Source organism: Nesterenkonia sp. AN1, from assembly GCF_000582475.1.
GTDB lineage: Bacteria > Actinomycetota > Actinomycetes > Actinomycetales > Micrococcaceae > Nesterenkonia > Nesterenkonia aurantiaca.
Map to the genome: position 1 here is coordinate 66,807 of NZ_JEMO01000014.1, position 25,460 is coordinate 92,266.

23 protein-coding genes, 1 tRNA gene and 1 pseudogene are annotated in these 25,460 nt (G+C 67.5%); 7 read left to right on the forward strand and 18 right to left on the reverse strand.

Annotated elements, in window-relative coordinates; translation table 11 throughout:
• Window positions 1–65: 65 nt before the first annotated feature.
• The 3 genes from BG28_RS07500 to mptB (BG28_RS07510) are packed head-to-tail and all read right to left on the reverse strand — an operon-like array spanning window position 66 to window position 4,943.
• Window positions 66–1,475 (reverse strand): glycosyltransferase family 87 protein, encoded by a 1,410-nt coding sequence (locus BG28_RS07500; protein ID WP_036475454.1) that lies wholly within the window; start codon window positions 1,473–1,475, stop codon window positions 66–68.
• Entirely contained in the window at window positions 1,472–3,115 is a 1,644-nt protein-coding gene (gene mptB, locus BG28_RS15390) for a polyprenol phosphomannose-dependent alpha 1,6 mannosyltransferase MptB (RefSeq protein WP_051501155.1), read from the reverse strand. The genes BG28_RS07500 and mptB (BG28_RS15390) overlap by 4 nt, the downstream gene beginning before the upstream one ends.
• Window positions 3,105–4,943: a polyprenol phosphomannose-dependent alpha 1,6 mannosyltransferase MptB gene (mptB, locus tag BG28_RS07510; RefSeq protein WP_166645908.1), complete on the reverse strand. Its 1,839-nt coding sequence runs from the start codon at window positions 4,941–4,943 to the stop codon at window positions 3,105–3,107. Before mptB (BG28_RS07510) ends, mptB (BG28_RS15390) begins: the two co-directional genes overlap by 11 nt.
• A gap of 70 nt (window positions 4,944–5,013) precedes the next feature.
• On the opposite strand from mptB (BG28_RS07510), the gene orn reads away from it, so the two are divergent.
• Together orn and BG28_RS07520 are read left to right on the forward strand one after the other, a co-directional pair.
• Window positions 5,014–5,628 carry an oligoribonuclease gene (gene orn, locus BG28_RS07515; RefSeq protein WP_051501156.1) on the forward strand — a complete coding sequence of 205 codons (615 nt, stop codon included), beginning with the start codon at window positions 5,014–5,016 and terminating at the stop codon, window positions 5,626–5,628.
• Window positions 5,629–5,734: 106 nt separating this feature from the next.
• Window positions 5,735–5,810 (forward strand) — tRNA-His (locus BG28_RS07520).
• A gap of 130 nt (window positions 5,811–5,940) precedes the next feature.
• Here BG28_RS07520 and BG28_RS07525 read toward each other — a convergent pair.
• Complete coding sequence (locus BG28_RS07525) at window positions 5,941–6,159, reverse strand: hypothetical protein (protein WP_133726379.1); 219 nt, start codon at window positions 6,157–6,159, stop codon at window positions 5,941–5,943.
• Between the two features lie 221 nt (window positions 6,160–6,380).
• Between BG28_RS07525 and BG28_RS07530 the strand changes: the two genes are divergently transcribed.
• Window positions 6,381–6,740, forward strand: a complete 360-nt coding sequence (locus BG28_RS07530; protein ID WP_036475458.1) for a hypothetical protein — start codon at window positions 6,381–6,383, stop codon at window positions 6,738–6,740.
• 279 nt (window positions 6,741–7,019) lie between these two features.
• A complete protein-coding gene (locus BG28_RS07535) occupies window positions 7,020–8,846 on the forward strand; it encodes a long-chain fatty acid--CoA ligase (protein ID WP_036475460.1) in 1,827 nt (608 codons plus the stop codon).
• A gap of 80 nt (window positions 8,847–8,926) precedes the next feature.
• Here BG28_RS07535 and BG28_RS07540 read toward each other — a convergent pair whose 3' ends face one another.
• The 4 genes from BG28_RS07540 to BG28_RS14955 all read right to left on the reverse strand — a co-directional run bounded on the left by BG28_RS07540 (window position 8,927) and on the right by BG28_RS14955 (window position 12,326).
• Window positions 8,927–9,457 carry a DUF1697 domain-containing protein gene (locus BG28_RS07540; protein WP_036475461.1) on the reverse strand — a complete coding sequence of 177 codons (531 nt, stop codon included), beginning with the start codon at window positions 9,455–9,457 and terminating at the stop codon, window positions 8,927–8,929.
• A gap of 51 nt (window positions 9,458–9,508) precedes the next feature.
• A complete protein-coding gene (locus BG28_RS07545) occupies window positions 9,509–10,483 on the reverse strand; it encodes a universal stress protein (protein WP_036475463.1) in 975 nt (324 codons plus the stop codon).
• Between the two features lie 134 nt (window positions 10,484–10,617).
• A complete protein-coding gene (locus BG28_RS07550; protein WP_036475464.1) occupies window positions 10,618–11,661 on the reverse strand; it encodes an NAD(P)-dependent alcohol dehydrogenase in 1,044 nt (347 codons plus the stop codon).
• A 26-nt stretch (window positions 11,662–11,687) separates the two neighbouring features.
• Window positions 11,688–12,326: a BON domain-containing protein gene (locus BG28_RS14955; protein ID WP_084479557.1), complete on the reverse strand. Its 639-nt coding sequence runs from the start codon at window positions 12,324–12,326 to the stop codon at window positions 11,688–11,690.
• Between the two features lie 138 nt (window positions 12,327–12,464).
• On the opposite strand from BG28_RS14955, the gene BG28_RS15395 reads away from it, so the two are divergent.
• Window positions 12,465–13,517, forward strand: a complete 1,053-nt coding sequence (locus BG28_RS15395) for a universal stress protein (protein WP_161634815.1) — start codon at window positions 12,465–12,467, stop codon at window positions 13,515–13,517.
• Between the two features lie 7 nt (window positions 13,518–13,524).
• Entirely contained in the window at window positions 13,525–13,983 is a 459-nt protein-coding gene (locus BG28_RS07565; RefSeq protein ID WP_036475467.1) for a pyridoxamine 5'-phosphate oxidase family protein, read from the forward strand.
• Window positions 13,984–13,998: 15 nt separating this feature from the next.
• On the opposite strand, the gene BG28_RS07570 is transcribed toward BG28_RS07565, so the two are convergent.
• Both BG28_RS07570 and BG28_RS07575 read right to left on the reverse strand, forming a co-directional pair.
• Entirely contained in the window at window positions 13,999–14,268 is a 270-nt protein-coding gene (locus BG28_RS07570; protein ID WP_235181024.1) for a PLD nuclease N-terminal domain-containing protein, read from the reverse strand.
• Window positions 14,269–14,287: 19 nt separating this feature from the next.
• Complete coding sequence (locus tag BG28_RS07575; RefSeq protein WP_051501158.1) at window positions 14,288–14,782, reverse strand: BON domain-containing protein; 495 nt, start codon at window positions 14,780–14,782, stop codon at window positions 14,288–14,290.
• A 292-nt stretch (window positions 14,783–15,074) separates the two neighbouring features.
• Between BG28_RS07575 and BG28_RS07580 the strand changes: the two genes are divergently transcribed.
• The gene (locus tag BG28_RS07580) at window positions 15,075–15,425 is read left to right on the forward strand and encodes a DUF2200 domain-containing protein (RefSeq protein WP_036475468.1); all 351 of its coding nucleotides are present in this window, start codon (window positions 15,075–15,077) and stop codon (window positions 15,423–15,425) included.
• 60 nt (window positions 15,426–15,485) lie between these two features.
• On the opposite strand, the gene BG28_RS07585 is transcribed toward BG28_RS07580, so the two are convergent.
• From BG28_RS07585 to BG28_RS07620, 8 genes and pseudogenes are all read right to left on the reverse strand, one after another.
• Window positions 15,486–16,889, reverse strand: a complete 1,404-nt coding sequence (locus BG28_RS07585) for an NAD-dependent succinate-semialdehyde dehydrogenase (RefSeq protein ID WP_084479558.1) — start codon at window positions 16,887–16,889, stop codon at window positions 15,486–15,488.
• Window positions 16,889–18,832: an FAD-binding monooxygenase gene (locus tag BG28_RS07590; protein WP_036475469.1), complete on the reverse strand. Its 1,944-nt coding sequence runs from the start codon at window positions 18,830–18,832 to the stop codon at window positions 16,889–16,891. The genes BG28_RS07585 and BG28_RS07590 overlap by 1 nt, the downstream gene beginning before the upstream one ends.
• A 10-nt stretch (window positions 18,833–18,842) precedes the next feature.
• Complete coding sequence (locus BG28_RS07595; RefSeq protein ID WP_036475470.1) at window positions 18,843–19,628, reverse strand: HpcH/HpaI aldolase/citrate lyase family protein; 786 nt, start codon at window positions 19,626–19,628, stop codon at window positions 18,843–18,845.
• Window positions 19,613–20,398: a 2-oxo-hept-4-ene-1,7-dioate hydratase gene (gene hpaH, locus BG28_RS07600; protein ID WP_036475472.1), complete on the reverse strand. Its 786-nt coding sequence runs from the start codon at window positions 20,396–20,398 to the stop codon at window positions 19,613–19,615. Before hpaH ends, BG28_RS07595 begins: the two co-directional genes overlap by 16 nt.
• 32 nt (window positions 20,399–20,430) lie before the next feature.
• Window positions 20,431–21,539 (reverse strand): annotated as a pseudogene (gene hpaD, locus BG28_RS07605) (3,4-dihydroxyphenylacetate 2,3-dioxygenase).
• Between the two features lie 147 nt (window positions 21,540–21,686).
• Window positions 21,687–23,192 carry a 5-carboxymethyl-2-hydroxymuconate semialdehyde dehydrogenase gene (hpaE, locus tag BG28_RS07610; protein ID WP_036475473.1) on the reverse strand — a complete coding sequence of 502 codons (1,506 nt, stop codon included), beginning with the start codon at window positions 23,190–23,192 and terminating at the stop codon, window positions 21,687–21,689.
• Between the two features lie 15 nt (window positions 23,193–23,207).
• On the reverse strand, window positions 23,208–23,870 hold the full coding sequence (locus BG28_RS07615) for a GntR family transcriptional regulator (RefSeq protein WP_235181025.1): 663 nt from the start codon (window positions 23,868–23,870) through the stop codon (window positions 23,208–23,210).
• Window positions 23,867–25,354 carry a fumarylacetoacetate hydrolase family protein gene (locus BG28_RS07620; protein WP_036475475.1) on the reverse strand — a complete coding sequence of 496 codons (1,488 nt, stop codon included), beginning with the start codon at window positions 25,352–25,354 and terminating at the stop codon, window positions 23,867–23,869. The genes BG28_RS07615 and BG28_RS07620 overlap by 4 nt, the downstream gene beginning before the upstream one ends.
• Window positions 25,355–25,460 lie beyond the last annotated feature (106 nt).

Genomic DNA, 25,460 nt, shown 5'->3' on the forward strand with positions numbered 1-25,460 from the left:
CCTCCGGAGCCGCGGAAGCAGTCCGTCACCGGAATCCGGGCGAGCCTGTGGCGTCGGAGGGCGGTTCACCAGCGCAGTCTCCACGAGGTGGGCCGGCCGAGTCCGGGCAGCGCGAAGGTCTCGGGCTGCCCACGGGTGACCCCGGCCAACGGGTCGCTCTCCCCCAGCTCTTTCCGCCGCGGTTCGGCGGCGAGCCACTCGGAGCTGTGCGCCTCGTCGTCGGCCGCTGCTGCGCTCACCGTGACCCGGTCACGGTCCCGGCTGCGCACGATGTCCTTCTCGGGATCCAGGATCTCGCGGACCACCTGGACCATCAGATAGATCAGGGTGGCCATATGGGCCAGGATCCCGAGGTGGTAGGCCCAGTCGATCAGCTCGGTGCCGCCGGCGAACTCCCCGCCGGAGGTGATCTTCGCGCTCATCATCCACACCGAGACCCAGTGGTAGACCTCCGCGGCCTGCCAGAGAAGGTAGCCGCGGACCTTCGGGCGGGCCAGCACCAGCAGCGGGATCAGCCAGATCACGAACTGCGGGGAGTAGACCTTCCCCAGCAGCAGGAAGCTGGCGACGATCAGGAAGCACAGCTGCGCCATCCGCGGTCGGGTCGGCGCGGCCAGGCCCAGGTAGGCGACGCCGAGGCAGCACAGCAGGAAGAGCCCGTTGGAGAGCAGCGAGAACCCAGCTCCGTCCAGCGGCAGCCAGCTGAAGAACAGCCAGACCGAGGAGAAGCTGACATCGCGCTCGGAGGAGAAGCGGTAGAAGGTCGACCACTGCTCGAACTGCAGAAGCATGAAGGGCAGGTTCACCGCGAGCCAGGTGAGCACCGCGGCGAGCGTGGTCGCGGCGAAGGAGCGCAGCCGTCCGCTGCGCAGGCACAGCACCAGGATCGCGCCCAGGAAGAAGAGCGGGTAGAGCTTCATCGCCGTCCCCAGGCCGATCAGCACCCCGGCCCAGACCGGATGTGAGCGGCCCCAGAGCAGCAGCGCCAGCGCGCCCAGGAAGACCGCCCACATGTCCCAGTTGATCGACAGCGAGAGGATGATTCCCGGGGCCAGGGCGACCATCAGCGCGTCCTTGCGGCGGTGCCCGGCGGTGGAGTAGGCGGTGGCCAGGACCACGCCGAGCCAGCACAGCACCACCGCGAAGTGGTTGAGGTCGTAGAACGCCAGGATCCGTTCCTCGGTGATGCCCTGCCCGGGGACCAGCAGGGCGAGCACCCCGGCCACCATGACCAGCAGCACCGGGTACTCCATGACCTGGTCCGCCGGGACGTCGTCGACGAAGGGGAAGAGCCCTTCGGCGAGTCCGCGCTGGCTGAACAGCAGCGAGAAGTCGGAATAGCACATGTGGATGTGCTGATCGGGGTCGGTCCAGCCGTTGATCCGGCACCACTGCACGGCGACCACCGACAGCGCGGCGCCCAGGGTGGTCGCGGTCAGCAGCAGCCAGAGCAGCCGGGAGCCGGGGAGCTTCACGTGGTGTCCTTCTCGTAGATGTCCTCGGCCGCCCAGGAGGTGCGCGGCGCGCTCAATCCTCTCAGCCGCTGCCACCCGTGCTGCGCATTCCAGCGCTGGGAGCGGCGGCGCATGTCGAAGAAGTCGGTGGTGTTGGGGTCCAGGAACACCACGTAGATCAGATACAGCGTGACCACTGCGATCGCGATGGTGTGGATCACGGCGGCATCGATCCACTGCGCCACCGAGAGCTGGCTGACCATGGAGAGCAGCACCATCACGGTGATGACCGTGGTGACCAGCACCAGCACGCGCCCACGGTAGATGTGCACCACGGCATAGAAGGGCAGCAGCCAGAGCAGGTACCAGGGTTGGATGATCGAGGAGGTCAGCACCACCAGGGTCAGACCGTAGCCGGCCCAGAGCACCGGGTTGCCGACGTTGCGGCGCAGCAGCATCCAGGCGATCATCGCGCCGGCCGCGGCGCGCGCCAGGTTGTAGAAGATCTCGGTGACGACGGCGGCCTCCACACCTGTCAGCGCTGCCAGCCCGGCGCCCAGGCCGATGCCGAGCAGTCCGACCGGGGCGGCCTGCAGCACCGCGCCACCGGCCCCGAGGGCCGCGGCCACCCAGCCCAGCCCGATGCCCAGCGCCGCGCCGGAGGCCACCAGCAGCACGGCCGCGGCGGTTCCGCCGATGGCCCATTCGCGGAAGCGATGGCGCAGCGCCGCGGTGCTGCGCAGCGGCAGCAGCAGGATGAAGGGCAGCACCACCATGGCGATGGGCTTGACCGCGATCCCCGCGACCAACAAGACGATGCACAGCAGGCGTCTTCGACGCAGCCCGGCCAGGGTGCCGGCGAGCATCAGTCCGATCATCAGCGCGTCGTTGTGCGCCGCGGGCAGAAACACCAGCAGCGTCATCGGGTTCAGCAGGCACAGCCACAGCGCCCAGGAGGGCTCGGAGCCGAAGGCTCGAGCCAGCCGCGGGATGCAGTAGAGCATCAGCGCCATCCCGACCAGAGCCAGTCCGCGGAAGAGCAGGATGGCGATCTCCGGGACGCCGCCAGAGACGAACCAGACCAGCTGTGCGAGCACCAGGAACAGCGGTCCGTAGGGCGACGGGGATTCGGCCCAGAGCCCGTCGGCTCCCTCCATGAACCACCCGGGGAGCTCGGAGACCCCGTGCTCATAGGGGTTCAGCCCGGCGTGCAGCACCCGGCCCTGGGCGAGGTAGGAGAAGACGTCGCGGGAGAAGATCGGCAGGGTGAACATCAGCGGGGTGGCCCACATGATCAAGGTTCGGCGCATCACCGGGGTCGCCCGGGGTGACCAGGACCCTACCCGCTGGGAGAGTCGCAGCCAGGAGCGCACGAGCAGCAGCGCGCCGAAGACCAGCAGCACCGTGCAGGCGACCACCCCCGCGGTCGTCGTGCGCAGCGGCAGCAGCAGCGGGTTCAGCGCGAGCAGCGACTGCGGGGTCATCGCCAGCCAGCCGACGCCCCAGGAGCCCAGCATGATCATGATCGAGGCGAGCAGCCCCTGACGTGCGGTGTGCGAGGCGGCGGCTTCTTCGCCGCCGATCAGCCAGGCGGTCGGCGGCCACTGGCCCAGGAAGGACCGGGCGCGCAGCGCGTTGCGGGAGACCAGGTTAGCGCGCACCGGGGGTGGGCTCCTCTCCCCCGGGCCGCGCGCCCTGAGCGGTGACCGGTTCGGGGGTGACTGGTGCTGCACTGACCGATTCTGCGCTGACCGATCCTGCGCTGACCGGTGCGGCGTCGTCGGCGTCGTCGTCCTCGGCATCCCCGGCATCCTCGGCGGCGCGGCGGCCGCGCAGCCTGGGCCATTCCCAGCGGACCGCGGGCAGGCCCCAGCCGTCCCAGACCACCCAGCGGGTCTGCCGGTCCAGCAGCCCCAGCCAGATGATGCAGATCCAGGACACGGTGATGGACAGGGCCAGCATCTCCTGGTCCAGCTGCAGGAACTGGTAGATCGAGAGCTGGTCCGAGGCGCCGAAGGCCAGGAAGAAGGCGATGGTGAACACCACCCACTTGAACTGCCAGTCTTTGCGGATCCCGGTGATGGCGAACAGCGGCAGCAGCCACAGCAGGTACCAGGGCTGGACGATCGGGGAGAGCACCACCAGCGCGGTGAACGCCCAGACCATCCGCTGGACGATGAACTTCTCATCGCCCCGGAACATCAGCCACAGCACCACGGCCACCGAGAGGATCCGGCCGGCCACCTTGAAGACCTCCAGCGTCCAGCCGCTGTCGAGTCCGAAGGAGCGCAGCAGCGTGCCCAGCCAGCCGTCGGCGATCCCGATCGGGGACCAGAAGACGCTGCCGGTGCCGGTGCCTGCCAGCACGGCGAGCCAGCCGAACCCGTAGCCCTGCACCAGACCGATGCCGATCATCACGGTGCCGGCGATCCCGGCGGTCAGGAACCAGTAGGTGAACTTCCGCGACCAGGAGGCTCCCGGTCCGGCCCAGAGCAGCCCGATGAAGGGAAGCAGCACGATGGTGATCGGTTTGATCCCGATCGAGACCACCACCAGCAGCGTGGCGAGCACTCCCCGGCTGTGGGCCGCGGCATAGACCCCGGCGAGAGCGAAGCCGACCATGATCGCGTCGTTGTGGGCGCTGGAGATGAAGCTGATGATCAGCAGCGGGTTCGCCAGGGTGATCCACTGTGCGCGGGCCGGGTCGACCCCGTGGATCCGGGCCAGCTTGGGCACGAAGATCATCATCATGACCACCCCGCCCACGCAGGCGAGCCGGAACAGAAAGAGCGCCAGGTCGGGGCTGTCTCCGGCGATGCGCATCACGGCGGCCTCGAGCCAGAGGAACAGCGGGCCATACGGGGTCTCGGATTCGGCCCAGAGGATGTCGGTGCCCAGTTGGAACCAGTTGTCCAAGCTGGAGACCCCGGTGGTGTAGGGGTCCTGCCCGGCCAGGACCAGGCGGCCCTGGTTGAGGTAGGCGAAGACGTCACGGGAGAAGATCGGGATCGCGACCAGCTGCGGGAGCGACCAGAGCACGACGGCGGCGTTGACCGTGCGCAGCGAGCGGGTGGGCCACGGCTGGTTCGGGTCGGGGTTCTCCAGCACCCGGCCCAGGCGCAGCCAGGCGCGCAGCATGACCCAGCAGCCCAGGGTCAGCGCGATCGTGGCGAGGACCACGCCCACCGTCTCGGTGCGGAACGTGATGATCCACGGCTGGCGGGACAACGGCGAGACGCTCACCAGCCATCCGACGCCGAAGGAGCCCAGTAGCACCAGCATCGACCCGAGCAGGCCTTCGACCATCGGGGACCAGACGCTCTTGGGCCGGGTGGAGGAGCGCAGGATGTGCAGCCAGATGTCCCGCTTGCGCTGCGTGGGCCGAGGAGGTTCACCCTCGGCGGGGTGGGCGGGGTTGCCGAGCCCGACGGCGCCCTCGGCACCGCGCGGTGCAGGGCTGTTCTCGGCGGCTCCAGCCTCAGCGCTCATCGCCCTTGAATTTATCACCACTGGTGCCGCTCAGCCCGGCGCCGGGCGGGCGGTCGGTAGAGTGAGAACCGTGACTTCCCAAGAGACTGAGACCAACGCCTCATCCGCCACGACCGTCCCGGTCACCCCCGGGGGCTCCTGGGCGGGCCGGATGGTGTGGATCGACTGTGAGATGACCGGGCTGAACCCCGATCACGATGTCCTGGTGGAGATCGCGGCACTTGTCACCGACGCCGAGCTGAACGTCCTCGGCGAAGGGGTGCAGGTCGTCATCGCCCCGGACCCGGCCGAACGGCTCAAGACCATGGAGCCGATCGTGCAGAAGATGCACACGGAATCAGGGCTGCTCGAGGATCTCAAGCACGGGGTCTCGGTGCAGTTCGCCGAGCAGAAGGTCCTGGACTACGTGAAGGCCTGGATCCCCGAGGCCGGGGTCGCACCGCTGGCCGGCAACTCGATCCACGCGGACAAGGCCTTCCTGCGGGTGGCCATGCCGGAGCTGATGAAGCACCTGCACTACCGGCTGATCGATGTCTCCACCATCAAGGAGCTGTCCTCGCGCTGGTACCCGGAGGCGAAGAAGGCCGCGCCGGCGAAGACCGGCAACCACCGGGCGCTGGGCGATATCCAGGACTCCATCGAGGAGCTTCGGCACTATCGCCGGACGGTGTTCAAGCAGAACTGAGCCGATTTCCGGATCCGGGGAGAATCTGTGTAGACTGACATGCGTTGCTTTCGGCCGCTCATGGTTGATCAGCAGCGGGTACGGGAGCCGGTCTCGGCTCCACATGGTGGGCGTAGCTCAGCTGGTAGAGCATCGCGTTGTGGTCGCGAGGGTCGCGGGTTCAAGCCCCGTCGCTCACCCCATGGAACGGTCCTGGTCATTCGACCAGGGCCGTTTTTCGTTGTGTGGACAGATGGGCATGGCGAAGAATCACGCTCTGATCGTCAGGCAGCTGCGCGGTGGCGGCTGAGCAACCCTGGACGGCTCCTGACCTCAGGCTGCGTGTCCCCTGCGCCGCCGTTCCTCGCCCATGCTCTCCAGGGCCTCAAGTGCGGCCTTGCCCGCGCGCGCGGCGGTGATCATGTCCTCGAACGCGGCGTGCGAGCCGGTCCGATCCCTCGCCTGCTCGGCGGTGAGCGCTTCCAACCAGTGCTTATTCACGTCCATCAGGGCGAAGTGGGCCTGGTCCTCTAGCTCAGCTCGGGTGCTCATGTCGTGGCGTCCCCTCGGTCGACGGGTGAGATGGTCTAGGGGATACGCCATTCACCCTGGTTTCGTTCAATCTCTCCTCAAATTTCTTTACAGCCATCTTCTTCGCAGCCATCGAACTCGCGCCGGACCTGCATGGTCAGGGGCTCTGGAGCCTGGGGATCGGACTCTGGGCCGCTCCCCCGCCGTCATGGGTCTCCGTCGCGGTGAGTAGGGTTGGGTCCATGGACATTCTCTCCGCGAACTGGCTCGCTGCCGGCGCGATCGTGATATTGGCGGTGGCGGCCATCGTGGTGGCCATTGCGCGTGGGCACACCGGCAAGGACGCACGGATCACCGCCTCGCATCAGCCTGGCATCATCACTCTGACCAGCAGTCTCGACGCCACGGTCGTCGCCATCCTCAATGACGGGGACAGTCTGGCCGAGTCTCTCCAGCGGGACCCGCTCGACCTTCCCATTGCTCTGGCGGCCGAGGAGCCCTTCAGCATCCGCTACCAGAGTGACCTCGCTCGCGCGCCGCGCAGCCTGCTGCTGCGCCTGCAGGACGGCGCGATCAAACATGTAGATCTCCCGTCGGTGTAGACCCTCCGCCGGAGAAGACTGTCGCATGCCTATGCCATGTCCCATCGCTATGTCCGTCCATAGGGATGGGACATGGCATAAGCATGCGACAAACCGGGTGCGCCCCGGCCGGGACCAGCGCAGGCGGGTCAGCATGGACGGGCACTTCACACGAGGTCGCCGGATTTCGCCCCTGAACGCCTGGCCCCCCGGGCACGATATTCTTGCCCAGGCAGTGGTCACCACCGGATCACCAGCAGCACTCACCGAAGAGCGCGTCACCAGACCGGGAGGAACTCCGTGCAGGAAACCGCGATATCGGCGCTGATCGATGTGCCGTCCGATATGAACACCACCGATCTCTTGGAACAGCAGCGGACCGAGGATCCCGAGAACGTCCTTTTCACCCGCCGTGACGCGTCCGGCGAATGGGTCGAGGTGTCCGCCGCCGCCTTCCACGCCGACGTGGAAGCTCTCGCCAAGGGTCTCATCCAGCGCGGCGTCGCGCCGGGTGATCGTATCGGGATCATGTCGGCCACCCGGTATGAGTGGAGCCTGTTGGACTTTGCGCTCTGGTACGCCGGCGCCGTCTCGGTACCGGTCTATGAGACCTCCTCGGCCGCGCAGATCGCCTGGATCGCGGAGGACTCTGAGCTCAGCCTGGTCTTCGCCGAGACGCCTTCGCATCGCGAGACCATCCTCCTGGGCCTGCGGGATTCCGGACTGCAGAAGACCCCCGAGGTGCTGTTGATCGAGTCCAGCGTCCTGGACCAGCTCCGTGAGGCCGGTGGGTCCGTGCCGGACCAGGATCTGGAGACCCGCCGGGCCAGCGCCGACGGTGCAGACCTCGCCACCATCATCTACACCTCCGGGGCCACCGGTCGGCCCAAAGGCTGCGAGCTGACGCACGGCAACTTCGTGGACCACAGCCTGCAGACCTTGGCCGCCATGGACGGCGTCGTCGGCAAACACTCCTCCACCGTGCTGTTCCTGCCCATGGCCCACGTCTTCGCCCGATTCATCTCGGTGATCTTCATCGCCGCCGGTGGTCGAGTGGCGCACACTCCCGATATCAAGCAGCTCATCGAGGATCTCGGGGTGATCCGCCCGACGTTCCTGCTCGGGGTCCCTCGAGTCTTCGAGAAGATCTATAACGCCGCGGCGCTCAAGGCCGAAGGCGATGGGAAGAAACGGATCTTCACCATTGCCGCTGATGTGGCCGTGGACTGGTCACGGGCCTCCGCCGAGGGCCGTGTCCCGCTGGGACTTCGGCTCAAGCATGCGGTGTTCAGCAAGCTGGTCTACTCGAAGCTGCGCCATCGGATGGGCGGCAACGTCACCCACGCCTTCTCCGGGGGCTCGCCGCTGGGTGAGCGGCTGGGGCACTTCTTCAACGGCGTGGGCATCCAGATCATCGAGGGCTACGGGCTCACCGAGACTACGGCGCCGGTCACCGGCAACATCCCCTCGGTCTACCGGATCGGCACCGTTGGGATCCCACTGCCCGGCAACGCTGTGCGCGTCGAAGCCGACGGCGAGCTGCTGGTCAAGGGCAGCAGCGTCTTCCGCGGCTACCACAACCGGCCCGAGCTCAACGCGGAATCCTTCACAGCCGACGGGTGGTTCAACACCGGCGACCTGGGCCGGCTCGATGATGCGGGACGGCTGATCATCACCGGCCGCAAGAAGGAGATCCTGGTGACCGCCGGGGGCAAGAACGTCGCTCCCGCTCAGCTCGAGGACTCCATCCGGGCAGACCTGTTGGTCTCCCAGGCGGTGGTCGTCGGTGACGGCAGACCCTTCATCTCCGCGATGATCACCCTGGACGGTGATGTCATACCGGCCTGGCTGCGCAGCAGAGGCCTCGACCCGGACACCTCGATGAGCGAGCTCACGGAGCACCCTCAGGTCCTGGAGCATCTGCAGCAGGTCATCGACTCGACCAATGCGAGTGTCTCGAAGGCTGAATCCATCCGCAGCTTCACCGTGCTCGAGGACGACTTCACCATCGACTCCGGGCACCTGACACCCTCCCTGAAGATCCGCCGGGCCGAGGTCATGCGTGACTTCCAGCGTGTGGTCGAGAACCTCTACGAGAAGGCGGCACAACGCGCCAAGCGTCACTGAGCCGCCCGCTCCGCGGCGGATCGGCCGGCCTCACCGGAATTGATGATCGTGCCATACACGTCGCGGCCGAGCAGCCCAGGTCAGTTCCCGGCGAGCTCGATGAGCTTGCGCACGGTGTTGAGGTTCCGCGCAGTGCCGGTCACTCCCAGGGAGCGGGTGATCGCTGCCTCCTTCATCTGGGCGGATCCGGCACCGTTGGCGTAGCGCAGGTGCATCTCGCGACCGATCACCTGCCAACGGTCCTGGCCGGTCTCCAAGCGTGCCGCGGCGGCCACCGCCTCGGCCTCGGGTGCGGAGTGGAGGAAGCTGATGTGGGAGAAACGAGGGTCGATCTCCTCGAACGGGTGGCCGGCCAGCGCGGCGGAGACCTCTTCCCCGGACCGGCTGATCACTTCTCGGAAGAACCCGAACCGGGCCTGGACGGCGTCCTGCAGCGTCCGGTCGAAGTCCATGTGCGGGCCAGGCGGGGTGCAGAGAAGATTGCCGGAGGCGAGATAGCTCGTGACCTCGGTGGCTCCGAGGGACTCGGCCAGGCTCCGCCATTGCGCCATCGGCAGCCTGGCCGTCCCGCCGACATTCACGGCGCGGAGAAGAATGATCCTCCGGCTCACGGGGAAGCGCTCACTGCCGGGACCTCATGGCGCGGCAACCGTTGCCGCGGCCTATCGGGAAGATTCGGGCTGGTCGCTCAAGCGTGGTTCCTGCAGCTCCGGGACCACCATCACCGGCCCCATCGCGCGCAGCAGCACCCCACGAGACACCGAACCCAGGAGTGCTCCGGTGAAACCGCCACGCCCGCGGGTGCCCACCACGGTGAGCTGGGCCTCTCGGGTCTGTTTCACCAGCTGCGCGACGGGGTCCCCCGGTTTCACCGAAGCCGTCACCTCCAAAGCGGGATAGTGCGCCTTGACCCACTGGACCTCCGTCTCGAGGTCCTTCTCCAGCTGAGTCTGGCGCCGGTCGGTGACCCCGGCATCACTGGGCTCGAGTTCCGGATACCACTCGAGCCAACCCTCCAACGAGGGCAGAGCAAGCAGCATCTGCAGGGCCACCCCACGGTTCTGCGCGGCGAACGCCGCTTGGAGCACCGCAACCCTGCTCGCCGGGGATCGATCGATCCCCACCACCACAGGCCGCCGGTCCTCTCCCTGGGCGAACCGCGCAGCTCCCCCGGCCTCGCTGACCTTGTACTGCCGCGGGACCACCACCGTCGGGCAGTCGGCGTGGGCCGGCAGCGCCGAGGACACCGACCCCAGCACCCGGCCCAGAAAGCCGCCCCTGCCCCGAGCCCCCACCACGGCGAGCTCGGCGAGGGCGGAGAGGTCCACCAGCACCCCGGCGGCATCGCCACGCTCGATCCGGTAGATCACCTTGCCCGGATAATCCTGCAGATATCGCCGGGCTTCATCGAGCACCTTCTTGGCAGCGGCGCTGGCGAGCTCGGCCTCCGACTTATTCGGCACCGCGGCCAGGGTCGTGTACACCGGGGTCGGGACGCTGTAGGCACTCACCACGGTCAACACCCGCCCGCTGCGCTGCGCCGCCAGAGCACCATAGTGAAGCGCCAGGATGGATTGTCGGGAACCGTCGAAACCGACCAGCACACCCAGATCGCGGGTGGCCCGGTCAAAGGCCACAGGCCTCGCGCCGAGTGAATGTCATTGTCCATGATGTGCCTCTCCCGGGGGGCCTGACCTCGGCCGACGCGAGCGACGCCCCCATGGTTTGGAATTCGCCCGCTTAGTCGTTGATCCTATTCCTCGACCTGTGATCAGGGAACCACCACGGCGCGGCCGCGCAGCTCGCCGTCGTGAAGTCGGCGGTATGCCTCAGGACCCTCATCCAGGCTGAAGGATTCGGTGTCCACGCTGAGCCGGCCCGTGCGTGCCAGTTCAAGGACCTCCATGAGCTCCGGGCGAGAGCCCCAGTAGGGAGCCCGGATCCGGGAGCCGAAGGGCTGTCCCAGCAGCCCCACCGTGGTCTCAACCGCTCCTGCCCCGACCAGCACCAGGTCAGTACGGGGTCCGCTGAGTGAGCGGACGATCTTCAGCACCGGCTCGGTGGTGACGAAGTCAAAGACTGCCGTGACCGGACCTGGACCGAGGGCTTCGGCGACCTGTGCAGCGGCCTGGTCGTCCGAGAGGAAGGCGTGATGGGCTCCGACCTCCCGGGCGAAGTCGAGCTTGCTCTGGCTGATGTCCAGCGCGATCACCGTGGCGGAGGTCAGAGTGCGCAGCAGCTGGATCGCAAGGTGGCCCAGACCGCCCACGCCGATCACGACGGCGACGCTGCCGGGCACCAGCAGCTCCAGAGAGCCCATGATGGCGTGGTAGGGAGTGAGCCCAGCGTCGGTCAGGGCGACCGTGGCTACCGGATCCAGACCTCCCAGCGGGATCAGCAGCCGCGGGTCTGTGACGATCATATATTCGGCCATCACCCCGTCTTTGCCCAGTCCGGGGGGCGTGATGCCCAGGGCGGCGGCATGGGAGCAGTAGTTCTCGATGCCCGCAGCGCAGCTGTGGCACCGTCCGCAGCCCTGCGGACCATAGACCGCAACGGGCTCTCCGAGCTCGACGCCGGTAGCGCCCTCCCCCAGCGCGTCGACCACCCCGACGCCTTCGTGGCCCAGCGTCATCGGCAGCGGGTAGCCGAAGCCGGCGTACTGCTCCGCGCTGAGTCCCATCACGAAGCTGTCCGAATGGCACGCTCCGGCCGCGGTGATGCGCAGCCGGACCTCGCCGGGCCCGGGTTCCGGGGTGGGGACCTCGCGCACCTCGGGGGGCTGGCCGACGGCGACGTACTGCAGTGCCTTCATGGTGGTCCTCTCAGGGCTTCGAGACGTCATCGGTGACTTCGGAACGACCCGGAGTGGTGTCGACGCACTGCCAGGCGGTTCTCGATCCGAGTCACATCGTGGGATGCCCCGGTTGCGAGTCCGGCCTGCTTCTTCTCGAAGAGAGATCTGACATACCCGCTGAGCACCGCGGTGGTGCCGGTGATGGTGACCACAATGTGGCTCGCGTCGATCTTCTTGTTCAGAGCCAACGCCTTCATGACCCGCTGCGCCGGGCTGTCACTCGGGGGGCGCGCCCGAAGAGTGATCTGCTGTTCCACCCGATCCACCCCCGCAATGTCTCTCACGACACGGACGGCGAGCTCTCGCTGAAAGTTCCACTCCACCTGGCCGGAGAGGATCGCGGTGTGGTTCTGCACGCGAACTCTGACCGTGCTGGGTACTGTCTTGGACCCCGCGAGAATCCCTGCAGCGCGGCTTGAGATCGACGCATCGGGACGCAGGGCGGGGGAGGCCGGTCGAATGCTCCCATCCTCCCTGGGCGCCGCAGCTGCCGCGGATTCCAGAGGGTGGCCGTTGAGGTTCTTTCGCATGTATGTCATAGAAGGAATCCTTCGGGTTGCCGATCGGGTCCCCCCGACGTTGCCCCCACTATGAGACTTCATCGGCGGCACGGGCAGGGCCATTGGTCCCGCAGGCTTCCCAGAGCAGGGACCGAAGCGCGGAGGCTGCCGGTTTGCGTAGAACTTCTTCCTGGTAAAACAGCTTTCCTGCCAGGGTCCAAAGACCCTAGACCTTTCTCCGATGAGACGTATGGTTGGGCCATGAATCCATCACAGGAGAATCACTCTGGCCGCGAGCCTGGCGTCCTCGTGGGCATGGACGGCTCACCGGCAAGTCAGCGCGCCTTCCGAGCTGGCCTGAGGATCGCCCGACAGCGAGATCTTCCGCTGCGACTGGTAGGAACGTTCCCCCGCCCGGTGGTCACCGACGCCTACTACGTCCCCATGATGGATGAGTATTTCGAGACGGTGGTGCGGGAAGTCCAGAAGATGCTGGGCGAGTATGCCGCCCAGGCGGAACAGGTCGGGGTGCCGGTCACCACTCGTGCGGTGCAGGGCGACCCTGGATCGGAGCTGGTGGCGGAGAGCAGATCGGCGCAGGTCGTGGTCGTGGGCAAGCGTGGGCGAAACCGCTTCGCCGGTCGTGTCCTCGGCAGCGTCTCGGCGAAGCTTGCGGCTCATGCAAGCTGCCCGACGCTCGTGGTGCCCGAGCGCTGGGAGACCGAGTCTGCAACGGAGCTGCTCGCCCCGGCGCAGGACCTCCCCTCCCACCATGGGGCACCGGCCGAGCCGTTGACACAGGTCGAGGAGTCGAGTCCGCGGTCCCATGAACGCCGCCACTTCGCCAACGTGGAACAGGATCTGAACTTCGATTCCGAGATCGTCGTGGGCATCGATGTCCAGGCCGACCCTGATCTGGTCGTGGACCTGGCGGCTCAGGCCGCCGCACTGTTGCAGAACCCGCTGACCCTGGTATCGGCTGCCCCGCTGAATGCACAGGGGCATTGGTGGCCCAACACCATCGAGCACAACCTCGATATACCCAATCTGCGCCGCCCCTACATCGAGCATCTGCAGAAATCCGCGGAGCGGGTGTCTGGGGCGTTCCCGACAGTGTCGGTGCGCTGGCAGTTCTTCGACGGCTCACCGGCCGGTGTGCTCTCAGAAGCTTCCAGGACGGCTGCGCTGGTGGTGCTCGGCACCCGAGGTCACGGCGGGTTCTCCGGACTGCTTCTAGGGTCCGTGAGCCAGGCGGTCCTGAATCGTGCGGTGTGTCCGGTTCTGGTGGTGCCGACCCACAAGCACCACGAGTGACGCCCTGATGATTCTCGAACACGCAGACGGTGCACCGACCCTCGTGTTGGAACCCGAGCAGAGCTGGGGACTTCTCGAACCGGGCCGGTTCGGGCGACTGGTCGTCGTCCTGGGCCAGCGGGCCGATGTCTTCCCGATCAACTACGCCGCGGCCCCCGACCGGACCTTGATCTTCCGCACCGCCCCGGGCACCAAACTTGCCAAGCTTGCGATCAATGCCGAGGTCCTGTTCGAAGCCGACCAGGTCTCGACCGACACCGCGTGGACCGTGACCGTTCGTGGCCAGGCGCACTGGCTGCAGACCTCTTCCGAGATCGAGGCCGCCGAGGAGCTGCAGCTTCGACCCTGGGTGCCCACGCTGAAGGACAACTATGTGCGCGTGACTCCTACCGAGATCAGTGGACGTCACTTCCAGCTCAGTCCGCATCCCGCGCGGGAACTCGGTGAAGCCCCCGCCACCGGCTGATGGCCGGCGCAGGGCTCAGCTGGTCTGCCGCCCCTTGAGGAAGTAGGCGATCGGGCCGACGTAGTTGACCGCGATGACGCCCGCCCAGACGCCCTTGCTCCCCTTGACCTGATCCGCGGGCCGTCGGGCCAGATCGATCCAGGCCGCCGCGGCCAGCGTGATCTGGATCGAGGCAAGCACCATCGTGCCGAGCCTGCGCTCCGGGCTCATGTCTTTCCAGCTCTTCTTGGAACTCTTTGTCGCGCCCTCCACGGGGTGCTTCTTCATCACGGTCTTCTTCTTCATGCTCGGCTCCTCTTGAAGGTCACAGTGGGCGAATGTCGAGACGGTTCTCGATGGCGGTCACGCCCGGGGCGATCCAGGCGGCAAGCCCTGCCTGCCGCTTCTCCGCAAGCGACCCGACATACCCGGTCAGCACTGCTGTCTGACCGGTGATCGTGACCACGACGTGGTCGGGCTGGATCTGCGGGTCCCGGAATCTGGCGTTGTTGAGGCGTTCTTGGGCATTCTCCAGAGGTGTCCGCGCAACGGTGGTGATCTGGTTCTCCACAGATCCGACGCCGGGCAGGCTACGAACGATCTGTTCTGCGGCCTCGCGCTGGTAGGTCCAGTCCACCTGACCGGTCAGGGTGACATTCCGGTCAACCACCTGGGCTGCGATTCCTTCGGGCACGGAGGGTGATCTGGTCAGGGCCGCTTCAACGCCTCGGCAGATCACGGACTCGGTGAGATGTCTCAACGCACAGAGGTCCACCGTGACGTCGGCGGTATGGGTGGTGGTCCTTGTCGCGGTCTCCATCGGCGCACCCTTTCATTCGATGATCGCAGTCCTCGAGCCCTCCCCCACTCTCGTAGGGACCTGAGCCGCCGCCTAGGGCCATTGGTCCCGTCGCGGTTGGCAGCGAAATCGTGTTGAGCTGGGACAGAGGCGGAGGATGACACCTGGTCAGGCGCCGGGCCGAGGAGGAAACGGCCCACCGGGGCGAGGGCCTGGCGGCTTCGGGGCCTGGCGCCGTTGAACCCTCGGGTGAGGCCATGGGACCGTGGTGGACCAGAAGCCCGCAGAGTTCCGTGCCCACCCAGGAGTCCCGATGACCACCCACCGGATCTATACGATGAGCTTCGCCAGCGTCTATCCGCACTATGTGACCAAGGCGGAGCGCAAGGGACGAAGCCAGGCCGAGGTCGACGAGATCATCTCCTGGCTCACCGGATACTCCGCGAAACAGCTGCAGACGGTCCTCGAAGAGGAGGTCGACTTCGAGACGTTCTTCGCCCAGGCGCCGGCGATGAACCCCTCCCGCTCGCTGATCACCGGGGTGATCTGCGGGGTCAGGGTGGAAGAGATCGAGGAGCCGTTGATGCGCGAGATCCGCTACCTGGACAAGCTCATCGACGAGATGGCTCGGGGCAAGGCGATGGAGAAGGTGCTGCGCAGCTGATCCCCTGCCTGATCCTCTGGTGGATCCTCAGTGGTGAACCTCCGCGTGAACCTGAGTGGGTCAGGACCAATCCACGCTCAGGTACTGCACCTCGGTGAACTCCTCCATCCCGAAGGACCCGCCCTCGCGGCCGATTCCGGCCTGCTTGACCCCGCCGAAGGGCGCGCTGGGGTCCGAGACGATCCCGCGATTGACCCCGACCATCCCGGCCTCGAGCCGTTCGGCGATCTTCATCGCGGTCTGCAGCTTCCCGGCATAGACATAGGCAGAGAGCCCGACCTCCGCGGCATTGGCAAGTTCGATGACAGCGTCCAGATCGGTCCAGGCCACCACGGGAGCGACCGGTCCGAAGATCTCCTCGCTGAGGATCTCCGCGTCCAGCGGCACGCCCGTGAGCAGGGTCGGGGTGAGGAACGCTGAATTGGCCCCCTCGGGCAGGACCGCCTGAGCGGCGATGACCGCGCCCTGCTCGGTCGCCCGCCGGATCAGGCCCCGGATCTCCTGCGCCGCCTGCTCGGTGATCATCGGACCGATGTCTGCGCCGGAGGCTGGGTCTCCCACGCGCAGCTGTGCAATCCGGGCACCGAACTTCTCGGTGAACTCTCCCAGCACGTCCTGGTGGATGTAGAACCGGTTCGCCGCGGTGCACGCCTGACCGCCGTTGCGGAACTTGGCGAGCATTGCCCCGTCCACGGCGGCGTCGATGTCGGCCCCGGAGGTCACGATGAAGGGCGCGTTCCCGCCCAGCTCCATGGAGGTGTTGACCACCCGATCGGCGCACTGCGCCAGCAGCCGCCTCCCGACCCCGGTGGAGCCGGTGAAGGAGAGCTTGCGCACCCGGTCATCGGCGAGCCAGGCGGTGACCACACGGCTCGCGGAGCTCGACGCCGCAACCTGTACCACCCCCTCCGGGACCCCGGCTTCGGTGAGGATCTCGGCGATCGCGAAGGCGGTCAGCGGAGTCTCGCTGGCGGGCTTGAGCAGCACCGCGCACCCCGCCGCCAGCGCGGGGCCGATCTTGCGGGTGGCCATCGCGGCCGGGAAGTTCCACGGGGTGATCAGCACCGCGACCCCCACCGGGTGCCGGGTGACCACATTGCGCACTCCCCCTGCCGGCGCCTCGGTGTAGTCCCCCGGGCTGCGCACGGCCTCTTCGGCATACCAGCGGAAGAACTCGGCGGCATAGCTGACCTCGGCAGCGGCGTCGGCCTGGGACTTTCCGTTCTCGGCCACGATCAGGTCCCGGAGCCGCTGCGCCTGTTCGCGCATGCCGTGGAAGGCCGCCATGAGCACCTCGGAGCGCTGCCTGGGCGTGGTGCCGCGCCAGGTGCGGAACCCGGCCGCTGCGGCGTCGACCATGGCTGCGGCCTGCTCCGCGGAGTGATCGTGAACATGGTCAAGGACGGCTCCGGTGGCGGGGTTGCGCACCGCGAGCATGCGGTCTTGTGCGTGGTCAGCAGTCATCAGATGGCCTCCAGGAAGATTTCGGCGAAGAAGTCGCTCAGCGCCGCGGTCTCGGTCAGCGGGAGCACGTGGGCGACGTATTGGTCGGGGCGCACGACGACGACGCAGCCCTCCCGGCTGATGCCGCGCTCGCCGAAGATGTCCTGCTCCGGGTGGGTGCCGAAGATCCGGTCCCGCGCGGTAAGTCCGAAGGGCCCCACCGTGGGCAGGAACGCGCGCGGCGCATCGGTGACGTCGAACTTCTCGTGCGGCTGCTGATAGATCACCTTGATGTCGAAGAGCGTGTCCTCATCCTGGGCGGCCGGGGTGTGGCGCAGCACCGGTGAACCAGGGTCGGTGTGCAGCCAGTGCGCCCAGTCGGTGAGCGCGGAGGGCGCACCCGCGGCGGGGGCATCGGCGAAGGCGTAGATCCGCCAGCGGCCGTCCGCCGTGGCGAGGTGTCCCAGCTGCAGCGGGTTGCCGTCGCAGACCCGTGAGACCAGGGCGGACTTGAACCGTTTGCCCACCGGGTAACCGGTGGCCAGCGCCTGATGGGTGGCCTTCCCGGTGATCATCGAGGGGGTGTATTCGGTCATGAATCCGGCGGGGAACTCGATGGTCTTGACATAGAAGTCCTCCAGCGCGGAGGGGTCCTCCATCTCTTCGGGCCTCTGTGCCATCAGGGTGGACCACTTCTTGTCGAAGTCGATCAGGTTCTGCGCGATCACCTGGCGCTCGTCCGAATAGGTGCTCAGCAGCGCTGCCGGGCTGCGTCCGGTGAGCACCTGTCCCAGTTTCCAGCCGAGGTTGAAGCCGTCCTGCATGGACACGTTCATCCCCTGCCCGGCCTTCGCGCTGTGGGTGTGGCAGGCGTCCCCGGCGATGAACACCCGTGGGGTCTGCTGAGCCGTGAGCTCAGCGGGCACGTCGTCGAACCTGTCCGTCACCCGGTGTCCGACCTCGTAGACGCTGTGCCAGGCCACGTGCTTCACGTCCACCGTGTAGGGGTGCATGATCCGGTTGGCGTGGCCGATGATCGCTTCGATGCTGGTCTGGCGGACCTGAGCGCCCTCTCCGGGCTGGACCACCCCGAGATCCACGTACATCCGGAACAGGTGTCCGCCCTCACGCGGGATCAGCAGGATGCTGCCGCCGGAGCGAGACTGGATGGCGCATTTGCGTCGAATATCGGGGAAGTCGGTGACCGCCAGGACGTCCATCACGCCCCAGGCGTGGTTGGCCTTGTCCCCTTCCAGGGTTCGACCGATCGCGGCGCGCACCCCGCTGCGGGCTCCGTCGGCGCCGAGCACGTATTTCGCCCAGACGGTGCGCTGCTCACCCGGCTCAGCCGTGGCTCCGGCGGCCTCGCCGGTCGCGTCGCTGGTCGCGTCGCCTCCGGCACTAGCCGTGCGGCGCAGCGTCACCTCGACCGGGTGCTCCCCGGTCTCGTGCACGTTCAGGTCGACGAACTCCCAGCCGAAGTCTGGTGCCATCCGGGAGGGCGAGTTCGCCATGGACTCCCCGAAGTAGTCCAGCACCCGCGCCTGGTTGACGATCAGGTGCGGGAACTCGCTGATCCCGTGCGGGTCATCGGCGGGACGCGCGGTGCGCACGATGTCCTCCGGCGCCTCAGGGTTCGGCTTCCAGAACGCCATCTCGGTGATGTGGTACGCCTCGTTGGAGATCTCATCGGCGAAGCCGAACGCCTGGAAGGTCTCCACGCTGCGCGCCTGGATGCCGTCGGCCTGCCCGACCTGGAGCCGGCCTTCGCGCTTCTCGATGATCCGGGTGTGGGCCTGGGGGAACTGCGCCAGCTGTGCGGCGGCGATCATTCCGGCGGGGCCGGTGCCCACAATGAGCACATCCATGTGCTCGGGAAGCTGAAGCGGGCGGTCCAGTCCGACGCCGGCGGGTGCCTGCACGCGCGGGTTCTTGGAGACATAGCCGTGGTGGTGGAACTGCATAGATGACTCCTCAGTGAGCGGTGCGGGGGATGAAGTCTGTGGCGAGCTGCTCCGAGCCTCGGGCCACGAGCGAGACGTCGGCGCCCACGAGCACCCAGGACGCTCCGGCGTCGAGGTAGTCCCGGGCGGCCACTGGATCGAAGGCGTTGACGCCGGCCGTCGTGCCGGCACGCTTCGCGGCGCTGAAGGTGTCCTTCACGGCCTTGACCACCTGGGGGTGGGTCTGCTGACCGAGCAGGCCCATCGAGGCCGAGAGGTCGCTGGGACCGGCGAAGATCCCGTCGATGCCCTCCACCGCGGCGATGGCCTCGGCGTTCTCGACTCCCTCCATGGTCTCGATCTGGAGATAGACGCTGATGTGGGCGGCCGCGTCATCGAGATAGCTCTGCACTCGGTTCCAGCGCCCGGAGCGGGCCAGAGCGTTGCCGATTCCCCGCCGACCGGCCGGCGGGTACTGGGTGGCTGCGGCGACCGCGCGGGCCTGTTCCGGGGTGGAGATCATCGGGATCAGCAGGTTCGCCACGCCGAGGTCCAGCACCTGCTTGATGCTGACCGGGTCATCAGAGGAGAGCCTGACCAGCGGAGTCACCGGGTAGCCGGAGAGCGCGTGCAGCTGGGCGAGCACGGATTCAAGCCCGTTGGGGGCGTGTTCCATGTCGATGAGCACCACGTCGAGACCTGATCCGGCCATGATCTCGGCCATCACGGGTGACCCGGAGCAGACCCAGCCGCCGATCAGCGCACGATCGGCGGCGGCGAGCTCCTCGCGCAGGGTGGGTGTCAGTTGAAGCGGCATGTCAGGGTCCCCAGCTCTCTATAGTCACAGGTCACGGTGTCCCCGGGCTCCACCCACATCGGCCGGGTGAAGGAGCCGGCGAGGATCAGCTCGCCGGCCTGCAGGCTGTCGCCGTGGGAGGCGAGCTTGTTCGCGAGCCAGACCACGCCCATCGCGGGGTGGTTCAGCACCGCGGCGGCGACGCCGGACTCCTCGATGGTCTCGTTGCGGTAGAGCAGCGCGGAGACCCAGCGCAGATCCACCGCATCCGGGGCGACGGGGTTGCCGCCGTAGACCATGGCGCCCATCGCCGCGTTGTCGCTGATGGTGTCCACGATGGTGCGCCCGGCCATCTCGATCCGACTGGAGAGGATCTCCAGCGCGGGGACCACGTAGTCCGTGGCATCCAGGACGTCGAAGACCGTGATCCCGGGGCCCTTCAGCGGCTTGCCGAGCTTGAAGGCGAGCTCGACCTCGATGCGGACGTTGGAGAAGCGGCCGTGCTCGATCACTGAGCCGTTCTCGAAGACCATATCGTCGAAGATCGCCCCGTAGTCGGGTTCGGTGATCCCGGTGGCCACCTGCATGACCTTGGAGGTGAGCCCGATCTTTCGGCCCACCATCCGGCGGCCCGAGGCGACGGCGCGGCGTCGCCATTCGTTCTGCACCGCGTAGGAGTCCTCGATGGTCATCTCGGGGTGGCGGGTGGTCAGCAGCGGGATCATGCTGCGCTGCGCCTCGGCCTCGGCGAGCTCATCGGCGATCGTGGTGATCTGTTCTGGGGTCAGCATTCTGTTCTCCGGATCATGGTCGCTCGAGGGCATCAGAGCTGGTGGCCCAGCTTGTACTCGCCCTGTTTCCAGGACGGCATGGACTCCTCGTCCTCCTTGCGGGTATAGGAGAACCCGTCGGCGCCGATGGTCACGTCCATCTCGGAGTTCTCGGTGCGCTCCACCGAGGGGACCGGACGACCGTGCAGGTCCAGCACGGTGGAGGCCTCGGTGTACCAGGATGGGACCACCGGGTTGCCCCACCAGTCGCGGCGCTGGTTGTCATGCACGTCCCAGGTGACCACCGGGTTGTCCGGGTCTCCGGTGTAGTAGTCCTGGGTGTAGATCTCGATCCGGTGCCCGTCGGGGTCACGGATGTAGAGGTAGAAGGCGTTGGAGACTCCGTGCCGGCCGGGACCGCGCTCGATGTGGTCGGAGAGCCGCAGTGCCCCGAGCTTGTCGCAGATGGCGAGCACGTTGTGCTTCTCATGCGTCGCGAAGGCCACGTGGTGCATCCGAGGCCCGGCGCCGCCGGTCATCGCGGTGTCGTGCACCGTGGCTTGCGCCGCATCCAGGCCGCGTAGGTGGTGCCGTGCTCGTCCTGGATGTCCTCGGTGACCCGGAAGCCGAGGTCCTCCATATAGGCCACGGCCTTGGGCACGTCCGGGGTGACCTGGTTGAAGTGATCCAGCCGGACCAGGGCGCCGGGCGTGTAGAGGTCGTAGCGCCACGCCAGGCGTTCCACATGCTCCACGTCGTGGAAGAACTCGTAGGGGAAGCCCAGCGGGTCCTGGACTCGGACGGAGTCTCCGATGCCGCGGGTGAAGCCTTCTTTGGCGCGGATGACCTCGCAGCCGAGCTCTCGGTAGAAGGCCTCGGCCTTGTCCAGGTCCTCCGGTGCACGGACCCGGTAGGAGAAGGCGGCGACGGCGGCCTGCTCGCCGCGGCGCAGCACCAGGTTGTGGTGGATGAACTCCTCCATGGAGCGCAGGTAGATCGCGTCCTCGTCCTCGGCGGTGACCGTGAGGTCCAGGACGTCGACATAGAAGTCCCGGGAGCGCTGCAGATCGGTCACGATCAGCTCCATATACGCGCAGCGCAGGATGTCCGGCGCCGGGGAGGCGGGGGTGGGGATCCGATCCTGGGTGGGGGTGTCAGTCATCAGAAGCGTCCTTGCTCGATGGTGGAAGGTGTGGGGGTGTCGCGCTGCCGGGTGTGGCAGTGCGGCGAGGTGGGTCTTGTAGCAGGCCAGGGTGGCCGAGCGGGGTGGCGGGGCAGGCTTGCTGGCCGGGCCACCGGCTCAGTCGGCTCAGTCGGCCTTGCCGAAGACCGGGTTGTGGACCTCGCCGAGGTTGATGTGCACGGCCTGCTGGTCGGTGTAGAAGTCCAGCGATCGGTAGCCACCCTCGTGGCCCAGTCCGGAGGCCTTGACCCCGCCGAAGGGGGTGCGCAGGTCACGGACGTTGTTGGAGTTCAGCCAGACCATCCCGGCCTGGACCGACTGGGCGAAGTTGTGCGAGCGTTTGAGGTCATTGGTCCAGATATAGGCGGCCAGCCCGTACTTGGTGTTGTTGGCCAGCTCAAGCGCCTCCTCGTCGGAGTCGAAGGGGGTGATCGCCACGACCGGACCGAAGATCTCCTCCTGGAAGATCCGCGCCTCGGGCGCCACGTCGGCGAAGACCGTGGGGGCCACGAAGTTGCCGGTGGGGAAACCCTCAGGGCGGCCGCCGCCGGCGACCAGCCGGGCCTCCTGCTTGCCGATCTCGATGTAGCTCATGACCTTCTCGAAGTGCTCAGGGTGCACCAGCGCTCCGACCTCGGTGCCGGGCTCGTGCGGCAGCCCCACCTTGACCCGTTCGGCCTGGGCCGCGTAGCGCTCGAGAAACTCCTTGTAGATGCTGCGTTCCACCAGGATCCGGCTGCCCGCGGTGCAGCGCTCGCCGTTGAGCGAGAACACCCCGAAGACGGTGGCGTTGATGGCCGCCTCCAGATCCGCATCGGCGAAGACCACGGCGGGCGACTTCCCGCCGAGCTCCATGGAGAGCCCCTTCAGCGCCGGTGCCGCGTTGGCGAAGATGGTCTGCCCGGTGCTGGATTCTCCGGTGAAGGAGATCAGCGGCACGTCGGGGTGTTTCACCAGGGCATCGCCGGCCTGCTCACCGAGCCCGTTGACCAGGTTGAACACGCCCTTGGGCAGTCCTGCCTCGTTGAAGATCTCGGCCCAGAGGCTGGCGGAGAGCGGCGTGAACTCAGCGGGCTTGAGCACCACCGAGTTGCCCGCGGCAAGGGCTGGTGCCAGCTTCCAGCTCTCCAGCATGAATGGGGTGTTCCAGGGGGTGATCAGACCGGCCACCCCGATGGGCTTGCGGCTGACATAGTTGATCTGCCGACCCGGCACCTTATAGACGTCATCGGCCTGGGCGACGATCAGATCGGCGAAGAAGCGGAAGTTCTCAGCGGCGCGTCTGGCCTGCCCCAGCGCCTGGGTGATGGGCAGCCCGGAGTCGAAGGACTCCAGCTCAGCGAGCCGGTCGCCGCGGGACTCGACGAGGTCCGCGATCCGGTGCAGCACCCGGGAGCGCTCCCTGGGCAGCGTCTCGCGCCAGGGTCCGGTCTCGAAGGCCCGGGCGGCAGCGGCGACGGCGAGGTCGACGTCGGCCTTCGTGCCGGCGGCGGCGCTGATGTAGACCTCATTGGTCACCGGGTTGAGCACCTCGAAGCTGCCGCCCTCGACCGAATCGAGGAGCTCGCCGTCGATGTAGTGCTGGATCCGATCCGGCAGATCAGCCGGAACGGGGCTCTGGTAGTCGTTCATCTGTGGTGGGTCTCCTTAGGAAGAGGTGCGCTGCTGGCGGTAGGCCTCGACGGTGCGCCATTTGTGCTCGCGCACGGCCAGCTCGATCTCCAGCGGCTCGGCGTTCTCGCGGATGAGTCGCAGGATGTCGTCATGTTCCATCACCGAGCGGGGCGCCCGGTCAGGGACGAAGGCGAAGGTGGAGCTGCGCAGACCGGACATCCGGTTCCAACCGCGGTCGGCGAGCTCTGAGATGTGCGGGTTGGGGCAGCGTTGGAAGAGCGCCCGGTGGAACTTCTCGTTGAGCGAGGTGAAGGCCACCGGGTCGAAGTCCTCCAGCATCGCGCGCATGGAATCGTTGATCGCCTGGGCCCGGGCGAGGTCGGCCTCAGTCATCAGCGGCAGCGCCAGTGCGGTGGCGGCTCCTTCGAGCACGCCGAGGGTCTGCATGGTGTCGATGTATTCGTCCTGGTTCACCATCGCGACCCGGGCCCCGACGTTGCGCTCGAACTCGATCAGCCCTTCGGCCTCGAGCCGGCGCACCGCCTCGCGGACCGGGACCACGCTGATGCCCAGCTCCTTGGCGATGGCGCCCAGCACCAGCCGGTAGCCGGGGTTGAACTCACGGCCGATGATGCGCTCGCGGATCCAGTCGTAGGTCAGCTCGGACTTGCTGATCCGCTCGTCGATGCGGATCACGGACCTTCCCCCGCTTCGACGGGCGCCTCAGCGCCGGGGCGCCCCTGCTCCTCCTCGTAGCGGGCCCGCCAGGTCGAGTTCATCGGGAACAGCCCGTCCACCGGGTGTCCGGCACTGACCTGCTCCGCGACCCAGGCGTCCTCGGTCTCCTTGACCAGCGCCGCCTGGGCCACCTCCGCGGCGATCGCCGCGGGAAGCACGATCACGCCGTCGTCGTCTCCGACGATGACGTCCCCGGGCTGGACGGTCGCCCCGCCGCAGGCCACGGTGAGGTCCGCGTCCCAGGGCACGTGCTTGCGGCCCAGCACCGCTGGGTGCGGGCCCTGACTGAACACCGGGAGACCGATCTCGGCCACGGTGGAGTAGTCGCGCACCCCTCCGTCGGTCACGACGCCGGCCGCACCGCGGTGCAGCGCGCGCAGCGCCAGGATGTCACCGAGGGTGCCGGAGCCGCGCTCGCCGCGGGCCTCGATCACGATGACCTCGCCTGGGCCCACGGAGTCGAACACCTGTTTCTGAGCGTTGAAGCCGCCGCCGTGGGCGGAGAAGAGGTCCTCGCGGTGGGGCAGGAAGCGCAGGGTCCGCGCGGTGCCGATGAGCGTGGCGCCGGGCCGGGTGGCGCGCACGCCATCGATGGTGACGTTGTTGTAGCCGCGTCGGCGCATCTCCTGTGAGAGCGCAGCGACCGGCACCTGCTCCAGCACGGCGCGCAGCTCGGGATCCACCCCGGAAGCCTGCTTCGGCGGCAGCCCGGCGGCCTCGCGAGAGCCCCAGGCCTCTTCGCGCTGGGTGTCATCCACCGTGGGCAGCGATCCCAGTGCGGGATCGAACTCTGCCGGAACCTCGGTGACCGGACTGATCAGCCGGCCGCTGGTGAGCCCGCCGGCTGCGTCCACCTCGACCTCGATGGTGTCCCCCGGTTCCGCCACGGAGGCGCCGGCCGGGGTGCCGGTGAGGATGATGTCCCCGGGCTGCAGGGTCAGGTGCTGGGAGAGGTCGGCGATGAGCTGGGTCAGCGGGAAGATCATCGAGCCGCTGGTGCCGTCCTGCACCAGGTGGCCGTTCTTCCAGGTGCGCAGGCGCAGCTGGGTCGGGTCCACTGCGGCGGCGTCGATGAGCTCCGGGCCGACCGTGGTGTAGCCGTCGCGCCCCTTGTTGCGCACGTTGGAGCCCTTGTCGGCGGCGCGCAGATCGTAGAGGCCCCAGTCATTGGCCGCGGTGACCGCCCGAACGTGGGCCCAGGCTTGATCGGCGGTGACCTGCCGCGCCGTGGTGCCGATGATCAGCGCGATCTCGCCCTCGAAGGCCAGCAGCTCGGTCCCGCCCGGGCGCTGCACCGGCTCCCCGGAGACGCCCAGCGAGCTGGTCGGCTTGAAGAAATAGGACGGGGTGGCGGGACGTCGGCCCCGTTCCGCGGCACGAGACTCGTAGCTGATGTGGACGGCGACGATCTTGCCCGGTGTGCCCAGCTCTTGTGCGCTCATAGGATCTCCTCCTCGAACCGTCCCGGATCCTTCCGGCGGATGATATTCCAGATCGTATACGGTATGTGATGCGGCGCACAAGCTTCTGCGTGGAATCTCTTGTTCC

Excerpts from the sequence above, each read along its gene's own strand:
- mptB (WP_166645908.1), bottom strand. The coding sequence starts at position 4,943 with ATGAGCGCTGAGGCTGGAGCCGCCGAGAACAGCCCTGCACCGCGCGGT.
- BG28_RS07525 (WP_133726379.1), bottom strand. The coding sequence starts at position 6,159 with ATGAGCACCCGAGCTGAGCTAGAGGACCAGGCCCACTTCGCCCTGATG.
- BG28_RS07530 (WP_036475458.1), top strand. The coding sequence starts at position 6,381 with ATGGACATTCTCTCCGCGAACTGGCTCGCTGCCGGCGCGATCGTGATA.
- BG28_RS07550 (WP_036475464.1), bottom strand. The coding sequence starts at position 11,661 with ATGAAGGCACTGCAGTACGTCGCCGTCGGCCAGCCCCCCGAGGTGCGC.
- BG28_RS14955 (WP_084479557.1), bottom strand. The coding sequence starts at position 12,326 with ATGGCCCTGCCCGTGCCGCCGATGAAGTCTCATAGTGGGGGCAACGTC.
- BG28_RS15395 (WP_161634815.1), top strand. The coding sequence starts at position 12,465 with ATGAATCCATCACAGGAGAATCACTCTGGCCGCGAGCCTGGCGTCCTC.
- BG28_RS07565 (WP_036475467.1), top strand. The coding sequence starts at position 13,525 with ATGATTCTCGAACACGCAGACGGTGCACCGACCCTCGTGTTGGAACCC.
- BG28_RS07570 (WP_235181024.1), bottom strand. The coding sequence starts at position 14,268 with ATGAAGAAGAAGACCGTGATGAAGAAGCACCCCGTGGAGGGCGCGACA.
- BG28_RS07575 (WP_051501158.1), bottom strand. The coding sequence starts at position 14,782 with ATGGAGACCGCGACAAGGACCACCACCCATACCGCCGACGTCACGGTG.
- BG28_RS07580 (WP_036475468.1), top strand. The coding sequence starts at position 15,075 with ATGACCACCCACCGGATCTATACGATGAGCTTCGCCAGCGTCTATCCG.
- BG28_RS07585 (WP_084479558.1), bottom strand. The coding sequence starts at position 16,889 with ATGACTGCTGACCACGCACAAGACCGCATGCTCGCGGTGCGCAACCCC.
- BG28_RS07590 (WP_036475469.1), bottom strand. The coding sequence starts at position 18,832 with ATGCAGTTCCACCACCACGGCTATGTCTCCAAGAACCCGCGCGTGCAG.
- BG28_RS07595 (WP_036475470.1), bottom strand. The coding sequence starts at position 19,628 with ATGCCGCTTCAACTGACACCCACCCTGCGCGAGGAGCTCGCCGCCGCC.
- hpaH (WP_036475472.1), bottom strand. The coding sequence starts at position 20,398 with ATGCTGACCCCAGAACAGATCACCACGATCGCCGATGAGCTCGCCGAG.
- hpaE (WP_036475473.1), bottom strand. The coding sequence starts at position 23,192 with ATGAACGACTACCAGAGCCCCGTTCCGGCTGATCTGCCGGATCGGATC.
- BG28_RS07620 (WP_036475475.1), bottom strand. The coding sequence starts at position 25,354 with ATGAGCGCACAAGAGCTGGGCACACCGGGCAAGATCGTCGCCGTCCAC.